Here is a 14,458-nt window from a genome sequence, read left to right on the forward strand (position 1 = left end):
CCGGTCAGCCGCGCCCGGTGCGCGGCGCCCTGTCCCGCTTCCCCGGCTTCCCGTTCGGGTGGGACCCGAGCGGCCACCGGTCCTCGGGCGGCAGCGCCGCGGGCGCCGTCGCGATGCGCGGCAGGGCGTACGGATGGTGATCGCGCAGCCAGCCGATCAGCTGCTCCCGGACCGCGCAGCGCACCGTCCAGATGTCGTCCGCGTCCTTCGCCGTGACCACCGCGCGCACCACGACGGTGGACGGGGTGGTGTCGGTGACGGCCAGCGACCAGTTCCGGCCGTCCCACGCGGCGCAGTCGCCCAGGATGTCCCGCAGCTGTTCGCGCATCGCGGCGACCGGCGCCGAGTGGTCCAGGTGGAAGAAGACCGAACCGGTCATCTGGGCCCCGCCGCGCGACCAGTTCTCGAAGGGCTGGCTGGTGAAGTACGAGACCGGCATCGTGATCCGGCGCTCGTCCCAGGTCCGTACCGCGAGGAAGGTCAGCGTGATCTCCTCGATCGTGCCCCACTCCCCGTCGACCACCACCGTGTCACCGATCCGCACCATGTCGCCGAAGGCGATCTGCAGGCCCGCGAAGAGGTTGCCGAGCGTGGACTGGGCGGCGACACCCGCGACGATGCCGAGGACACCGGCCGACGCCAGCATCGAGGTGCCCACCGCCCGCATGGCCGGGAACGTCAGCAGCATCGCGGCGACGGCGACCGTCGTCACGACCGCGGTGACCACCCGCTGGATCAGCGTCACCTGCGTCCGCACCCGCCGCACCCGCGCCGGGTCCCGGGTGTTCGCCGCGTAGCGCGCGTACACCGAGTCCACCACCGCGATGGCGATCCGCAGCACCAGCCAGGCCGAGGCGCCGATCATCACCAGCGTCAGCACCTGTCCGATGCCCGTGCGGTGGTCCTTGATCAGGTCGAGCCGGGTGTGGGTGTAGCCGGCCCGCAGCAGCGCCGTGCACAACGCGAGCTGGAACGGTATCCCGCAGCGCCTCAGCAGACCCCACAACGGGGTCTCGTGATGCCGCCCGTCGGCCCGTCTGAGCAGCAGGTCGACCAGCCGTCCGACCGCCAGCGTGATCACTACCGAACCGCCGACGACGGTCAGCGGACGCAGTAGGTTCTCCATCCTGTCGCTCTCCAAGCTCTCGACGGTAACTGGCACCATGGGCGTCATGAACATCATGCTTTTCCACTCGACGTACGGTCTGCGCCCCTCGGTGCACGCTGCCGCCGACCGGCTGCGTGCAGCCGGGCACGAGGTGCGCGTGCCCGATATCTTCGCGGGGCACACCTTCGGGACCGTCGAGGAAGGACTGGTCTTCCAGCAGGAGACGGGCAAGGAGGAGCTGCTGAAGCGGGCCGTGCTGGCCGCCGCGCCCTACTCCGACTCCGGACTGGTCTACGCGGGCTTCTCGCTCGGCGCGTCCATCGCCCAGACGCTGGCGCTCGGGGACGCGAAGGCGCGCGGGCTGCTGCTCTTCCACGGCACGTCGGACATCGCTTCGAGCGCCTCGGTTGACGAGCTGCCCGTACAGCTGCACGTCGCGGACCCGGACCCGTACGAGACGCACGACTGGCTGAACTCCTGGTACCTCCAGATGCAGCGGACCGGCGCCGACGTCGAGATCTACCGCTACCCCGGCGCGGGCCACGTGTTCACCGACGCGGAACTGCCGGACTTCGACCAGGCATCGGCCGAGCTGGCCTGGAAGGTCGCGATCGGCTTCCTCGCCACGCTGTGAGGACGCGAGGGGCCCCGCGGCGCACGGAAGCGGCGCGCGGGGCCCCTCGGGGGTGCGGAACGGATCAGCCCTTCAGTGCCGCGGTGATCGCGGTGCTGAAGTCGTCGGCCGTCATCGGAGCGTTCTTCTTGTCCGAGCCGGTCAGCGTCTTGCCGTCCATCTTGAGCGTCGGGGTCCCCTGCACGCCGCTCTTGTCGAAGGCCCCGGACATCTTCATCGCCCAGGCGTCGTACGTGCCGTCCTTGACGCTCTTCTGGAACGCGGCGTTGCCCTTCAGGGCGTCCACCGTGTCGGCGATCTTGATCAGGTACGAGTCGTCCTTGAACTTGTCCTCGGTCTCCTGCGGGTGGTACTTCGCGGAGTAGAGGGCGTACTTGTAGTCGAGGAACGCCTCGGGGCTGACGTCGAGGGCGGCGCCCAGCGCGCTCAGCGCGTTCTTCGAGCCCTCGCCGCTGTCGCTGTTGTCGATGAACGTGGCACCGACGTACTTGATCTTGTACTTGCCCGCGTCCACGTCCTTGTGGACCGTCTCGCCGACCGCCTGCTCGAACGTGGCGCAGATCGGGCAGCGGGAGTCCTCGTACAGCTCCAGGGTCTTCTTGGCCGTCGACTTGCCGATGACGACGGTCGTGCCGTCCTTGCCCGAGGTGTTCTTCGGGGCGGTGACGCTCTTGGCGTCCTTCGCCTCGTCCCAGTGGTCGGGCTTGTTCAGCTGCATCACGCCGTAGCTGACGCCTGCGGCGATCGCCAGGACGGCGACCACCGAGACGCCGACGACCACCTGACGGCGGGTCTTGTCCTTCTTGGCCTGGCGGTCGCGCTCGGCGCGCAGCCGCTCGCGGGCGGCGGACTTGTTGGCCTGGCTGTTGCGGTTGCTCATGGTCGGTTCTCCGTGAGGTGTGGGGTGGTGCGTCGTCAGGGACTCGTGTGCTCAGGCGGTGGCGCAGGCCGAGCGCGGGGGTCCCCTCCGTCCCACGGAGTGCACGAGGAGGCGGGCGGTCGCGTGCGCGTGGGGGCCCCGGGGCACGGGCCGTGCCGCGCGGCGCACGCGGTGACGGGCCGTGCCCACCACCGCGACCGCGACCAGCAGCGGCCGGAACGCCAGCAGCGCGAAGGCTCCCAGCAGACCGGCGAGCGCCAGCTCGCCCCGGTGGAGCCAGGCCGCGGCGAGCAGCCCGACCGTGACGTGGGCGGCCAGCAGCAGCCACGGCACCAGCGGGCCCGGGGAGGCCAGCAGCGCGGCGGCACCGTGCCCGGCGCCGGTCACCGAGGCCAGCGGGGTGCCCAGCTCGCCGACGTTGCCGAACTGGGCAGCGCCCGCGCCCAGGTCTCCGCCGCCGCAGAACACATCGACGCCCACCGAACGCAGCGGACCGGCGATCGGGCCGCCCGCAGCGCCGTAACAGAGGTGTTGACCGGTGGTGAAGACGGTGTCGGCGGCCAGCTCCAGCGGCACCAGCAGCCCGGCGATCGCCCCGAAGCCGCGCTCCCGGCCGGCCAGCGCGTACGCGACGGCGAAGACCCCGCCGGCCAGTGCGGCGACGAGGGTCAGCGGCAGCGGGACCCGGGAGAGCAGCACATGGGAGGCAGCGGAGAGCGTCACGACGAGCGCTGTGAAGAGCGCCGCGCGTACGACCCTGAGCTGCGTCCCGGATATGTCCATCGTCGAGGAGTGTCGCATGCGAACCTGTATGCGAGCCCTAAAGGGTCCCGCCCCAGTGGGGGCTCACAGCCCCGGGATCCGGCCGTTGCGGAACAGGTCCACGAAGATCTGGTGGTCCGCGCGCGCCCTGGCACCGTAACTGTGGGCGAAGTCCACCAGCAGGTCCCCGAAGCCCTCCTCGTCCGCCGCGATCGCCGCGTCGATCGCCCGCTCGGTGGAGAACGGCACCAGCGAGTGGCCGCTCTCGTCGTCCGCCGCGGAGTGCATCGTCGCCGTCGCCCGGCCGAGGTCGGCGACGACCGCCGCGATCTCGTCGGGCTCGTCGATGTCGGACCAGTCCAGATCGACCGCGTACGGCGACACCTCGGCGACCAGCTGACCGGACCCGTCCAGCTCGGTCCACCCCAGCCACGGGTCGGCGTGCGCCTGGAGGGCACGCTGCGAGATCACCGTGCGGTGCCCCTCGTGCTGGAAGTAGTCCCGTACGGCCGCGTCCGTGATGTGCCGGGAGACCGCGGGGGTCTGCGCCTGCTTGAGGTAGATCACCACATCGTTCTCCAGGGCGTCGCTGTTGCCCTCCAGAAGGATGTTGTACGAGGGCAGGCCGGCCGAGCCGATGCCGATCCCGCGCCTGCCGACGACGTCCTTGACCCGGTAGGAGTCGGGGCGGGTCAGGCTCGAATCCGGCAGCGTCTCCAGGTAGCCGTCGAACGCCGCGAGGACCTTGTAGCGCGTCGCCGCGTCCAGGTCGATCGCGCCCGCGCCGTCCGCGAAGCGGCGCTCGAAGTCACGGATCTCGGTCATCGAGTCCAGCAGCGAGAACCGGGTCAGCGACCGGGCGTCGCGCAGCGCCCCCAGCAGCGGGCCCTCGGCGGTGTCCAGGGTGAACGGCGGCACCTCGTCGTTCTTCGCGCCCGTCGCCAGCGCGTGGATCCGCTCGCGGTAGGCCGCCGCGTAGATCCGGACGAGCTCGGTGATCTGGTCGTCGCCCAGCGCCTTCGCGTAACCGATCAGGGCGACCGACGCGGCGAAGCGCTTGAGGTCCCAGGTGAACGGGCCGACGTACGCCTCGTCGAAGTCGTTCACATTGAAGACCAGCCGGCCGTTGGCATCCATGTACGTGCCGAAATTCTCCGCGTGCAGATCGCCGTGGATCCACACCCGGCCGGTGCGCTCGTCGAGATACGGACCGCCGTGCCGCTCCCGCTCCAGGTCGCCGTAGAACAGGCACGCCGTGCCCCGGTAGAAGGCGAAGGCCGAGCCCGCCATCTTGCGGAACTTGACCCGGAACGCAGCCGGGTCGGCGGCCAGCAGCTCCCCGAAGGCGGTGTCGAAGACCTCAAGGATCTGCTCCCCGCGCCGCGCTGCGCCGGTCTGCGTTTCCGACATCTCTGGGTGCCTCCTGGTACCTGGCGTGCATGACGACGTACATGACAAATGGGACGGGTGTCCCCGCTCTCCCAACGCGCGACCGTATCCCGGAGTGCCCGCCCGTTGTCACCTCGGAGACGTAGACTTCGGGACACCCCCCAGCCCGCCATCCCCAGCTCCCCCGGAGGCACAGCGCCGTGACCAAGCCGCCTTTCACGCACCTTCACGTCCACACCCAGTACTCGCTGCTGGACGGTGCCGCGCGGCTCAAGGACATGTTCGAGGCGTGCAACGAGATGGGCATGTCCCATATCGCGATGACCGACCACGGCAACCTGCACGGCGCCTACGACTTCTTCCACTCGGCGGCCAGGGCGAATGTGACGCCGATCATCGGGATCGAGGCCTACGTCGCCCCGGAGTCGCGCAAGCACAAGCGGAAGATCCAGTGGGGTCAGCCGCACCAGAAGCGCGACGACGTCTCCGGCTCCGGTGGCTACACCCACAAGACGATCTGGGCGTCGAACGCCAAGGGCCTGCACAACCTCTTCAAGCTGTCCTCGGACGCCTACGCCGAGGGCTGGCTGCAGAAGTGGCCGCGCATGGACAAGGAGACGATCTCCCAGTGGTCCGAGGGGCTGATCGCCTCCACCGGATGCCCCTCGGGCGAGGTGCAGACGCGGCTGCGGCTCGGGCAGTTCGACGAGGCGGTGCAGGCGGCCTCCGACTACAAGGACATCTTCGGCGAGGGCAAGTACTTCCTGGAGCTGATGGACCACGGCATCGAGATCGAGCGCCGGGTCCGTGACGGGCTCCTGGAGATCGGCCGGAAGCTGGACATCCCGCCGCTGGTGACGAACGACTCGCACTACACGTACGCCAACGAGGCGACCGCGCACGACGCACTGCTCTGCATCCAGACCGGCAAGAACCTCTCCGACCCGGACCGCTTCCGCTTCGACGGCACCGGCTACTACCTGAAGACGACGGACGAGATGTACGCCGTCGACTCCTCGGACGCCTGGCAGCAGGGCTGCGCCAACACCCTGCTCGTCGCGCAGCAGATCGACACCACCGGGATGTTCGAGAAGCGCGACCTGATGCCGAAGTTCGACATCCCCGAGGGCTTCACGGAGATCACCTGGTTCCAGGAGGAGGTCCGGGCCGGGATGAACCGGCGCTTCCCCGCCGGGGTGCCGGAGGACCGGCAGAAGCAGGTCGAGTACGAGATGGACATCATCATCCAGATGGGGTTCCCGGGGTACTTCCTGGTCGTCGCGGACTTCATCATGTGGGCGAAGAACAACGGCATCGCGGTCGGCCCCGGCCGTGGCTCCGCCGCCGGATCGATCGTGTCGTACGCGATGGGCATCACCGACCTCGACCCGATCGAGCACGGCCTGATCTTCGAGCGGTTCCTCAACCCCGAGCGCGTCTCCATGCCGGACGTCGACATCGACTTCGACGAGCGCAGGCGCGTCGAGGTGATCAGGTACGTGACGGAGAAGTACGGCGCCGACAAGGTCGCCATGATCGGCACGTACGGCAAGATCAAGGCCAAGAACGCGATCAAGGACTCCGCCCGCGTCCTCGGCTACCCGTACGCGATGGGCGACCGGCTCACCAAGGCCATGCCCGCCGACGTCCTCGGCAAGGGCATCGACCTCAACGGCATCACCGACCCCAAGCACCCGCGCTACAGCGAGGCGGGCGAGATCCGGGGGATGTACGAGAACGAGCCGGACGTCCAGAAGGTCATCGACACCGCGAAGGGCGTCGAGGGCCTGGTCCGGCAGATGGGCGTGCACGCCGCGGGCGTCATCATGTCGAGCGAGCCGATCGTCGACCACGCCCCGGTCTGGGTGCGCCACTCCGACGGCGTCACCATCACGCAGTGGGACTACCCGCAGTGCGAGTCGCTCGGCCTGCTCAAGATGGACTTCCTGGGGCTGCGCAACCTGACGATCATGGACGACGCCATCAAGATGGTGAAGTCCAACAAGGGCGTCGACCTGGAGATGCTGGCCCTCCCGCTGGACGACCCCAAGACGTACGAGCTGCTCTGCCGCGGCGACACGCTCGGGGTGTTCCAGTTCGACGGCGGGCCGATGCGTTCGCTGCTGCGCCAGATGCAGCCCGACAACTTCGAGGACATTTCCGCCGTCTCGGCCCTGTACCGGCCGGGCCCGATGGGCATGAACTCGCACACGAACTACGCCGAGCGCAAGAACGCCCGCCAGGAGATCACTCCGATCCACCCGGAGCTGGAGGAGCCGCTCAAGGAGGTCCTCGGCCTCACCTACGGCCTGATCGTCTACCAGGAGCAGGTCCAGAAGGCCGCCCAGATCGTCGCCGGGTACTCGCTCGGCGAGGCCGACATCCTGCGCCGCGTCATGGGCAAGAAGAAGGCCGACGAGCTGGCGAAGAACTTCGTCCTCTTCGAGGCCGGCGCCAAGAAGAACGGCTTCTCCGACGCCGCGATCAAGGCTCTGTGGGACGTACTGGTCCCGTTCGCCGGGTACGCCTTCAACAAGGCGCATTCCTCCGCGTACGGCCTGGTCACCTACTGGACCGGCTACCTGAAGGCGAACTACCCCGCCGAGTACATGGCGGCGCTGCTGACCTCGGTCAAGGACGACAAGGACAAGTCGGCGGTCTACCTCAACGAGTGCCGCCGCATGGGCATCAAGGTGCTCCCGCCGAACGTCAACGAGTCCGAGTCGAACTTCGCCGCACAGGGTGACGACGTCATCCTCTTCGGGCTGACGGCCGTCCGTAACGTCGGCCAGAACGTCGTCGACTCGATCATCCGGTGCCGCAAGACGAAGGGGAAGTACAGCAGCTTCCCCGACTTCCTCGACAAGGTCGAGGCGGTCGTCTGCAACAAGCGGACCGTGGAGTCCCTCATCAAGGCCGGCGCCTTCGACGAGATGGGCCACACCCGCAAGGGGCTCGTCGCACACCACGAACCCATGATCGACAACGTGGTGCAGGTCAAGCGCAAGGAGGCCGAGGGACAGTTCGACCTCTTCGGCGGCGGTGAGGAGGACAGCGACGAGCCGGGCTTCGGGCTCGACGTGGAGTTCTCCGACATCGAGTGGGAGAAGTCCTACCTGCTGGCCCAGGAGCGCGAGATGCTCGGGCTGTACGTCTCCGACCACCCGCTCTTCGGTATCGAGCACGTGCTGAGCGACAAGTCCGACGCCGCGATCTCGCAGCTCACCAGTGGCGAACACAGCGACGGCGCGATCGTCACCATCGGCGGCATCATCTCCGGCCTCCAGCGCAAGATGACCAAGCAGGGCAACGCCTGGGCCATCGCCACCGTCGAGGACCTGGCCGGCTCCATCGAGTGCATGTTCTTCCCCGCCACCTACCAGCTGGTCTCCACCCAGCTCGTCGAGGACACCGTCGTCTTCGTCAAGGGACGCCTCGACAAGCGGGAGGACGTGCCCCGGCTCGTCGCCATGGAGATGCAGGTCCCCGACATCTCGAACGCGGGCACCAACGCCCCCGTGGTGCTGACCATCCCCACGGTCAAGATCACCCCGCCCATGGTCAGCCGGCTCGGCGAGGTGCTCAACAGCCACCGCGGCGACACAGAGGTCAGGATCAGGCTCCAGGGCCCCCGCAAGACCACGGTGCTCCGGCTCGACCGGCACCGGGTGAAGGCCGACCCGGCGCTCTTCGGCGACCTCAAGGTGCTGCTCGGCCCGTCCTGCCTGGCCGGCTGAGACCCCGGACGACCGCACACGCACGAGAGGGGCGCCCCGCGGAAGCGGGAGCGCCCCTCTCGGCTACCGGCCGGTGGCCGTACCGGAGGAGTCCGGTCAGTTGTGGCCGAAACGCCGCTGATGCTTACGCGCAACATCGGCAGGGCTGCCCTGGGACTGCGCCTGAGGCTGGTTCTGCGACTCGAAAGCCGTCGACCGTGCCTCCTGCTCACCGCGCTCCGACTCGGTAGCGCGGTCCTGCTGGCTGCCCTGCTTGCGGTTCTTGTTCTTGGCCATGGTGTTCCTCCTAGGGGGACTCTCGGGGCCAGGACCGCTGTCAGATTCACATAATCGGATAAACATCGCATGTTGGATCATTACCGTGCGTAGTGGGGGGGTATGATGCGCCGTTTTCCGGATCCGCCACGCCGATGATCGAGTTCCGGCCGTTAACCCTCGCGTGGTCGGGCAGACTCGAAGGAAACCCTGAGTAAGCGGGTCCGGTCACAGGAGGGTGCGACGCCGCGCTCCGAACGCCGGATCCGCTGAACCCGTTCCCGAATTCCTGGAAGAGGGTGGAACGCGTGGACCGTTGCGTCGTCCTGGTGGACGCCGGCTACTTGCTGGGCGCAGCCGCGAGCCTGCTGGCCGGAGAGCCCGCCCGTTCCCGCATCACCGTCGACCACGCGGCCCTGATCCAGGGGCTCCGGGAGCGGGCGGAGGCCGATACGGAACAGCCGCTGCTGCGGATCTACTGGTTCGACGGGGCCCCCGACCGCGTACCGCAGCCCGAGCACCGCAGACTGCGCGTCATGCCACGCGTGACGGTGCGCCTGGGCGCTCTCACCCGCAGTGACGGGCGGTGGGCTCAGAAAGGCGTCGACGCGGCGATGCACGCCGAGCTCACCGAGCTCGCGCGGAACCGGGCCTGCTCGGACGTGGTCCTGGTGACCGGCGACGGCGATCTGCTGCCCGGACTGATGTCCGCCAAGGAACACGGCGTCGCCGTCCACCTCTGGGCGGTCCAGGCCGCCGACGGCGACTACAACCAGTCCGAGGACCTCGTCGCCGAGGCCGATGAACGGCGCGTGCTGGACCGGGCCTGGATCACTCGCGCCGTACGCGCCAAGGAGACCGGCGGCGCGTGCGCGCCGTCACCCGCCGCGCGGAATTCCGAGATCGCCGCGATCCTCTCCGCGCCGCTGCCCGAAGCGGCCCTCGCGGCCTCCGCGGAGCGGGGCTCCCAGGCCCAGGCCGAGGCCGCCCGCGACGGCGCGGCCGAACCGTCCGACGATGCCTCCGCCCCCACCCCGCACAGCCACGCGGGCCGCGGCGTCCCCACCCCGAAGGACCTCGCCGGCACCCTGCGCGGCCCCGGCGCCCAGCCCGCCCAGCACCCCACCCAGCCGCCGCCCGCCAACGCCACCCTTCGCTGGTCATCCGACCGGGGCTGGGTGGAGCGCGGCGGCCCCCTCGGCGAGCCCCCGGAGACCGCGTCCCTCCCGACGCTGGCCCAGGTCACCAGCGCCGAGCAGCGCTGGGCGGACCGCGAGGAGGACATCACGACGGTCGGCGGCGACCCGTTCGAGGTGGGGCAGGTCTTCGCCCGCCGCTGGATGGAACGGCTGCCGGAGACCGTCCACCTCCAGAAGCTGTCCACCATGTACCCCCGCGTCCCGCACCGCATCGACGGCGAGCTGCTGCGGTACGCCGCCCGGTTCGGGCTGCTCGCGCACAAGGACGACCAGATCGACGAGCACGACCGGTACGCGATCCGGGCGGGATTCTGGCGCGAGATCGATGTACGGGCAGCCGCGGAGCACACGCCGCCGCTGCCCGACAAGCACGCTCCGCCGGCGGGGCGGACGGAGAAACCGGCGCCGGCCGGGGACTGAGGGCGCATCGGGTCGACTTCTGTGGTGCTGCCTGTCCGCATGGCCGGTCCGGCTCATTCGGCAGCGAAGTAGCCGGACAGTGTGACGGCGAGCCGTGGCCGCGTGGCAAACGAAGGCCTGGGCAGGACGCTGCGCCGCTTGCGTCGTCTGGCAGCCCTGACACAAGAGGACTTGGCCGAGAGCTCCAGCGTGTCTGTCGATGTGATCCGCCAGCTCGAACAGGGACGGAAGCACTCGGCCCGCCTCCCCACACTGCGCGCACTGGCGAACGGCCCGGGTGTGGAGCTCACCACGCTCCTGGGAGATCCACCTGCGGTGTCCTCCACGGGGGAGAACGGCGGACCCCGGTTCGTGGCCGTGCGCCGGGCCGTCATGCCCGTGCTCCGGGGCCCGGCTTCTCGCTGGACCGCCTCCGGGAGCAGATCGCGGACGGCTGGACGCAGTACCACGCAGCCGAGTTCGACACGGTGATGAAGGCGCTGCCGGACATGCTCTCGGATGCGCGCACCGCCACGGCTTCGGAGAGCGCGGACGACCGCAGGGCCGGTTTCGCAGCCCGGGGCAAGGCGCTCCAGCCGGCCGGGCACGTCGCCGTTCGGATGGGCAGGACGGACCTCGTGCTGACGAGCCTGGAGCGCGCCATAGAGGCAGCGGGGCAGTCCTCGGATCCGTTCACGCGGACATCGGGGACGCGGCGGGGGCGGTGAAGACTCTGGAGTCCCTTCGCCGGGTGGCGCCGACGTGGGGCGGTGCCGTGCGGGTGTTGCGGCCCGAGTGCGGCTACGGCCGGTGGACCTCCGACCGGCCTGACCGCCTGACCGTGGTGATGCCGCGCGCGGAGATTGCGGCACCGGCTGTAGGTGCGCGGAAAGCCCCGGGCGTAATGGGGGTGCCCGGACCCCGTAGTCTCGTACCTCGTGAGTACGGGCACAGCACAGGCGCAGACGGCGGACGGCACCGTGTGCGCGGTGCGTGACCTGGTCAAGACCTATCCCGCGGCCCGGGGCCGGCGCGGTACACCCGCCACCCCCGAGATACGCGCCACCGACGGCATCAGCCTGGACGTCCGGCGCGGTGAGATCTTCGGACTGCTCGGCCCCAACGGCGCCGGCAAGTCCACCCTGGTACGGCAGCTCACGGGGCTGATGCGGCCCGACTCCGGCAGCGTCGACATGCTCGGCCACGACCTCGTGCGCCACCCCGAGCGGGCCTCCCGGCTGATCGGCTACCTCGGCCAGGAATCGACCGCACTCGACGAGCTGACCGTGGCGCTCGCCGCCGAGACCACCGGACGGCTGCGTGGCCTGCCGGTACGGGAGGCCCGCGCCGAGCGCGACGCGGTACTCGACGAACTCGGCCTCGGTGAGATCGCCGGCCGCCCCCTGAAGAAGCTCTCAGGCGGGCAGCGGCGGCTCGCCTGTGTCGCGGCCGCACTGGTCGGGGAGCGTCCCGTGCTCGTCCTCGACGAGCCGACGACCGGTATGGACCCCGTCGCCAGGCGCGCCGTCTGGGCCGCCGTCGACCGGCGGCGTGCCGAGCGCGGTGCGACGGTGCTGCTGGTCACCCACAACGTCATCGAGGCCGAGACCGTCCTGGACCGGGTCGCCGTCATCGACCGCGGGAAGGTCATCGCCTGCGACACCCCGGCCGGGCTCAAGGAGCAGGTGGCGGGCGAGGTCAGGGTGGAGCTGGTGTGGCGCGAGCGGGCACCGCTGGACGTGCCCGAGGTCGCGGCGCTGCGGGCGTCCGCGCAGGAGTCCGGACGCCGCTGGGTGCTGCGGCTCGGGCCCGACGAGGCGCGTGCGGCGGTCGCCGCGGTGACCGGTGGTGCGGCCTTCGCCGCGCTCGACGACTTCACCCTGGCGACGCCCAGCCTGGAGGATGTCTATCTGGCGCTCGGCGGGGGCGCGACCAGGGGGCTGGTGAAGTCATGACCGCGATGCGTGCGACGAGTGGCTCGGCCGGGGCGGACCGGTGCGGGCGTGCGGCCGGGCAGGGACCGAACAGGAGCAGCGCCAGGTGACGAGCATCGTTCCCACGGAGGCGGTGTCCGGGCAGACCGGGCGGCCGGCACACTCCGAGCCGTCGGGCAGGTCCGGCGGGGCCGGCCGGGACGGTTCCGTCGACGGCCGGAGCACGGAGCCCGCGGAGCTCGCTCCGAGGGCCCGGCTGTTCCCCTCGCTCGCGGCCGTCTACCGGGCCCAGCTCTCCCGGGCCAGGGTCGCCCGCATCCCGCTGCTCTTCGTGGCGACCTTCCAGTCCGTCGGGATCATGGTCCTGATGCGCGGGGTCGTCGACGGCGGCTCCGAGGCGCGGGCCGTCGTGGCCGGGTCCAGCGTCCTGGTCGTCGCCTTCGTCGCGCTGAACCTGCTGGCCCAGTACTTCGGGCAACTGCGGGCCGGCGGGGGGCTCGACCACTACGCGACGCTGCCGGTGCCGCCCGCCGCCGTGGTGCTCGGGGCGGCCGGGGCGTACGCCTCCTTCACCGTGCCCGGCACGATCGTCACGGCGGTGGCGGGCAGCGTGCTCTTCGGGCTGCCGATGACCCACCTGTGGGTACTCGTCGCCGTCATCCCGCTCTCCGGCGCGGCCCTGTCCGGACTCGGCGCCGCACTCGGGCTGCTCGCGCCCCGGCAGGAGCTGGCCACACTGCTGGGCCAGCTCGGCATGTCCGCGGCGCTGCTGCTGGGCGTGCTTCCGGCGGACCGGCTGCCGGAGCCGATCGGCTGGGCACGCGACCTGCTGCCCTCCACGTACGGGGTCGAGGCGCTCGCTCGCTCCTTCGGCGCCCACCCCGACTGGGCCGTCGTCGCCCTCGACCTGGCTGTCTGCGCCGTTGTGGGCGTGCTCTCGCTGGCCGTGGCGACCTGGGCGTACCGCAGGGCAGCGGTCCGGTGAGGCGCGACACAGGGACGCCTGGCACGATGGCACGGTGACAGCACCTTTGACGCCGCCGCACCAGCCCTCGCCCCACGACCCGTGGCAGACGCCGCCGGCAGGGGGCGGCCCCGGCGGCTCCCACCTCGGGACCCTGCTGGAGTCGCCGGAGGAGAAGGATCTCCGTGCGGACCTGCGCCGGGCCGCCCTCGTCTGTGCGGCGGTGACGGTCGCCGGTGTCGGGCTCGGGCTGCTGTGGCTGTGGCTGGCACCCCGGGTGCCGCTGGTCTCCGACAACACGGCCGTCTTCCTGAGCGACAGCGAGGGCGAGGAGGCGATCGGGGCCGACGGCACGTTCGCGCTGCTCGCGCTGGCCTTCGGCGCGGTCTCCGGTGCGCTGGCCTTCTTGTTCCACCGGCGGGGCGGAGCCGCGTTCGTGGTGGGGCTCGCGGTGGGCGGGGTACTCGGCTCGGTGCTCGCGTGGCAGCTGGGGACCCGGCTGGGACCGACCGACGACGTGGTCGCCCACGCACGTGAGGTCGGCAAGGGCGTGATCTTCGACGCGCCGCTGGAACTGCACGCCAAGGGGGCGTTGCTGGCGTGGTCGCTGGCGGCGACGGCCGTGCATCTGGGGTTGACGGCGATGTTCGGGCCGCGGGATCCGGAGCCGGAGTGGGGGGTGTACCACGCGCCGGGGGGTGCGCCGGTGTACGGGCCTGCGCCGTCTCCTGGGGCCGTGCCGTCTTCTGGGCCTGTGCCGTCGGCCGGTCCCGAGCCGTCCTCTGGCCCTGCGGCGTCCTCTGGGGACGCGCCGGCTTCCGGCCCTGCGGCGTCCGGGCCGTCGTCGCCCGAGCCGCCTGCTCCGTCGTCGGGGTCGTAGCGGGGCGGGTGGTGCGCCTGCGGCGGGCCTTGTCCCCTCCCCTCCCCTTCCCGTAACCGGGGCTCCGCCCCGGACCCCGGTCCTCAAACGCCGGACGGGCTGGGTGTGGGGCGGCCGGGTGGGTTGGGCGTGCCTCAGGCTGGGTGTCTCGTGTGGACCGGTCCTCAGACGCTGGGCCGGGCAGGTGGGGCCGCGGTCTCTCGGCCCCGGGTCGCCGGACGGGATCTAGGGCGTGTTTCGAAAGTAGCGCCGTCCGCCCGAAGGGCGGGCCCGGCGGTGTCTGGTGCGTGCGATCGCAAGGCGGAGGGTCGCCCCGA

At 70.7% G+C, this 14,458-nt stretch carries 11 protein-coding genes and 1 pseudogene; 7 read left to right on the forward strand and 5 right to left on the reverse strand.

Features of this window, described 5'->3' with window-relative positions; all coding sequences use genetic code 11:
• Positions 1-4: 4 nt before the first annotated feature.
• On the reverse strand, positions 5-1,126 hold the full coding sequence (locus AB0I52_RS18280; protein WP_363073737.1) for a mechanosensitive ion channel domain-containing protein: 1,122 nt from the start codon (positions 1,124-1,126) through the stop codon (positions 5-7).
• Between the two features lie 37 nt (positions 1,127-1,163).
• On the opposite strand from AB0I52_RS18280, the gene AB0I52_RS18285 reads away from it, so the two are divergent.
• On the forward strand, positions 1,164-1,742 hold the full coding sequence (locus tag AB0I52_RS18285; protein ID WP_363073715.1) for a dienelactone hydrolase family protein: 579 nt from the start codon (positions 1,164-1,166) through the stop codon (positions 1,740-1,742).
• Positions 1,743-1,806: 64 nt separating this feature from the next.
• Here AB0I52_RS18285 and AB0I52_RS18290 read toward each other — a convergent pair whose 3' ends face one another.
• The 3 genes from AB0I52_RS18290 to AB0I52_RS18300 form a co-directional block, all read right to left on the reverse strand.
• Complete coding sequence (locus tag AB0I52_RS18290) at positions 1,807-2,622, reverse strand: DsbA family protein (protein ID WP_363073717.1); 816 nt, start codon at positions 2,620-2,622, stop codon at positions 1,807-1,809.
• A gap of 51 nt (positions 2,623-2,673) precedes the next feature.
• Complete coding sequence (locus tag AB0I52_RS18295; RefSeq protein ID WP_363073719.1) at positions 2,674-3,405, reverse strand: hypothetical protein; 732 nt, start codon at positions 3,403-3,405, stop codon at positions 2,674-2,676.
• A 63-nt stretch (positions 3,406-3,468) separates the two neighbouring features.
• On the reverse strand, positions 3,469-4,794 hold the full coding sequence (locus AB0I52_RS18300) for a DUF2252 domain-containing protein (protein ID WP_363073721.1): 1,326 nt from the start codon (positions 4,792-4,794) through the stop codon (positions 3,469-3,471).
• A gap of 179 nt (positions 4,795-4,973) precedes the next feature.
• Between AB0I52_RS18300 and dnaE the strand changes: the two genes are divergently transcribed.
• A complete protein-coding gene (dnaE, locus tag AB0I52_RS18305; protein ID WP_363073723.1) occupies positions 4,974-8,510 on the forward strand; it encodes a DNA polymerase III subunit alpha in 3,537 nt (1,178 codons plus the stop codon).
• A gap of 96 nt (positions 8,511-8,606) precedes the next feature.
• Here the strand turns inward: dnaE and AB0I52_RS18310 are convergent, their stop codons facing one another.
• Positions 8,607-8,786 (reverse strand): hypothetical protein, encoded by a 180-nt coding sequence (locus AB0I52_RS18310; RefSeq protein ID WP_123469948.1) that lies wholly within the window; start codon positions 8,784-8,786, stop codon positions 8,607-8,609.
• A gap of 278 nt (positions 8,787-9,064) precedes the next feature.
• Here AB0I52_RS18310 and AB0I52_RS18315 point away from each other — a divergent pair, with 278 nt between their 5' ends.
• The 5 genes and pseudogenes from AB0I52_RS18315 (at position 9,065) to AB0I52_RS18335 (ending at position 14,141) form a co-directional block, all read left to right on the forward strand.
• Entirely contained in the window at positions 9,065-10,384 is a 1,320-nt protein-coding gene (locus AB0I52_RS18315; RefSeq protein WP_363073725.1) for an NYN domain-containing protein, read from the forward strand.
• A gap of 102 nt (positions 10,385-10,486) precedes the next feature.
• Positions 10,487-11,055 (forward strand): annotated as a pseudogene (locus AB0I52_RS18320) (helix-turn-helix transcriptional regulator); the annotation flags it as partial.
• Positions 11,056-11,343: 288 nt separating this feature from the next.
• Positions 11,344-12,318, forward strand: coding sequence for an ABC transporter ATP-binding protein (locus AB0I52_RS18325; protein WP_363073739.1), 975 nt, complete (start codon positions 11,344-11,346; stop codon positions 12,316-12,318).
• A 235-nt stretch (positions 12,319-12,553) separates the two neighbouring features.
• Positions 12,554-13,282, forward strand: a complete 729-nt coding sequence (locus AB0I52_RS18330) for an ABC transporter permease (RefSeq protein WP_363073741.1) — start codon at positions 12,554-12,556, stop codon at positions 13,280-13,282.
• A gap of 34 nt (positions 13,283-13,316) precedes the next feature.
• On the forward strand, positions 13,317-14,141 hold the full coding sequence (locus AB0I52_RS18335; RefSeq protein ID WP_363073727.1) for an ABC transporter permease: 825 nt from the start codon (positions 13,317-13,319) through the stop codon (positions 14,139-14,141).
• Positions 14,142-14,458: the final 317 nt, after the last annotated feature.

Origin of the sequence: Streptomyces sp. NPDC050423, assembly GCF_040655445.1 — a bacterium.
Lineage (GTDB): Bacteria > Actinomycetota > Actinomycetes > Streptomycetales > Streptomycetaceae > Streptomyces.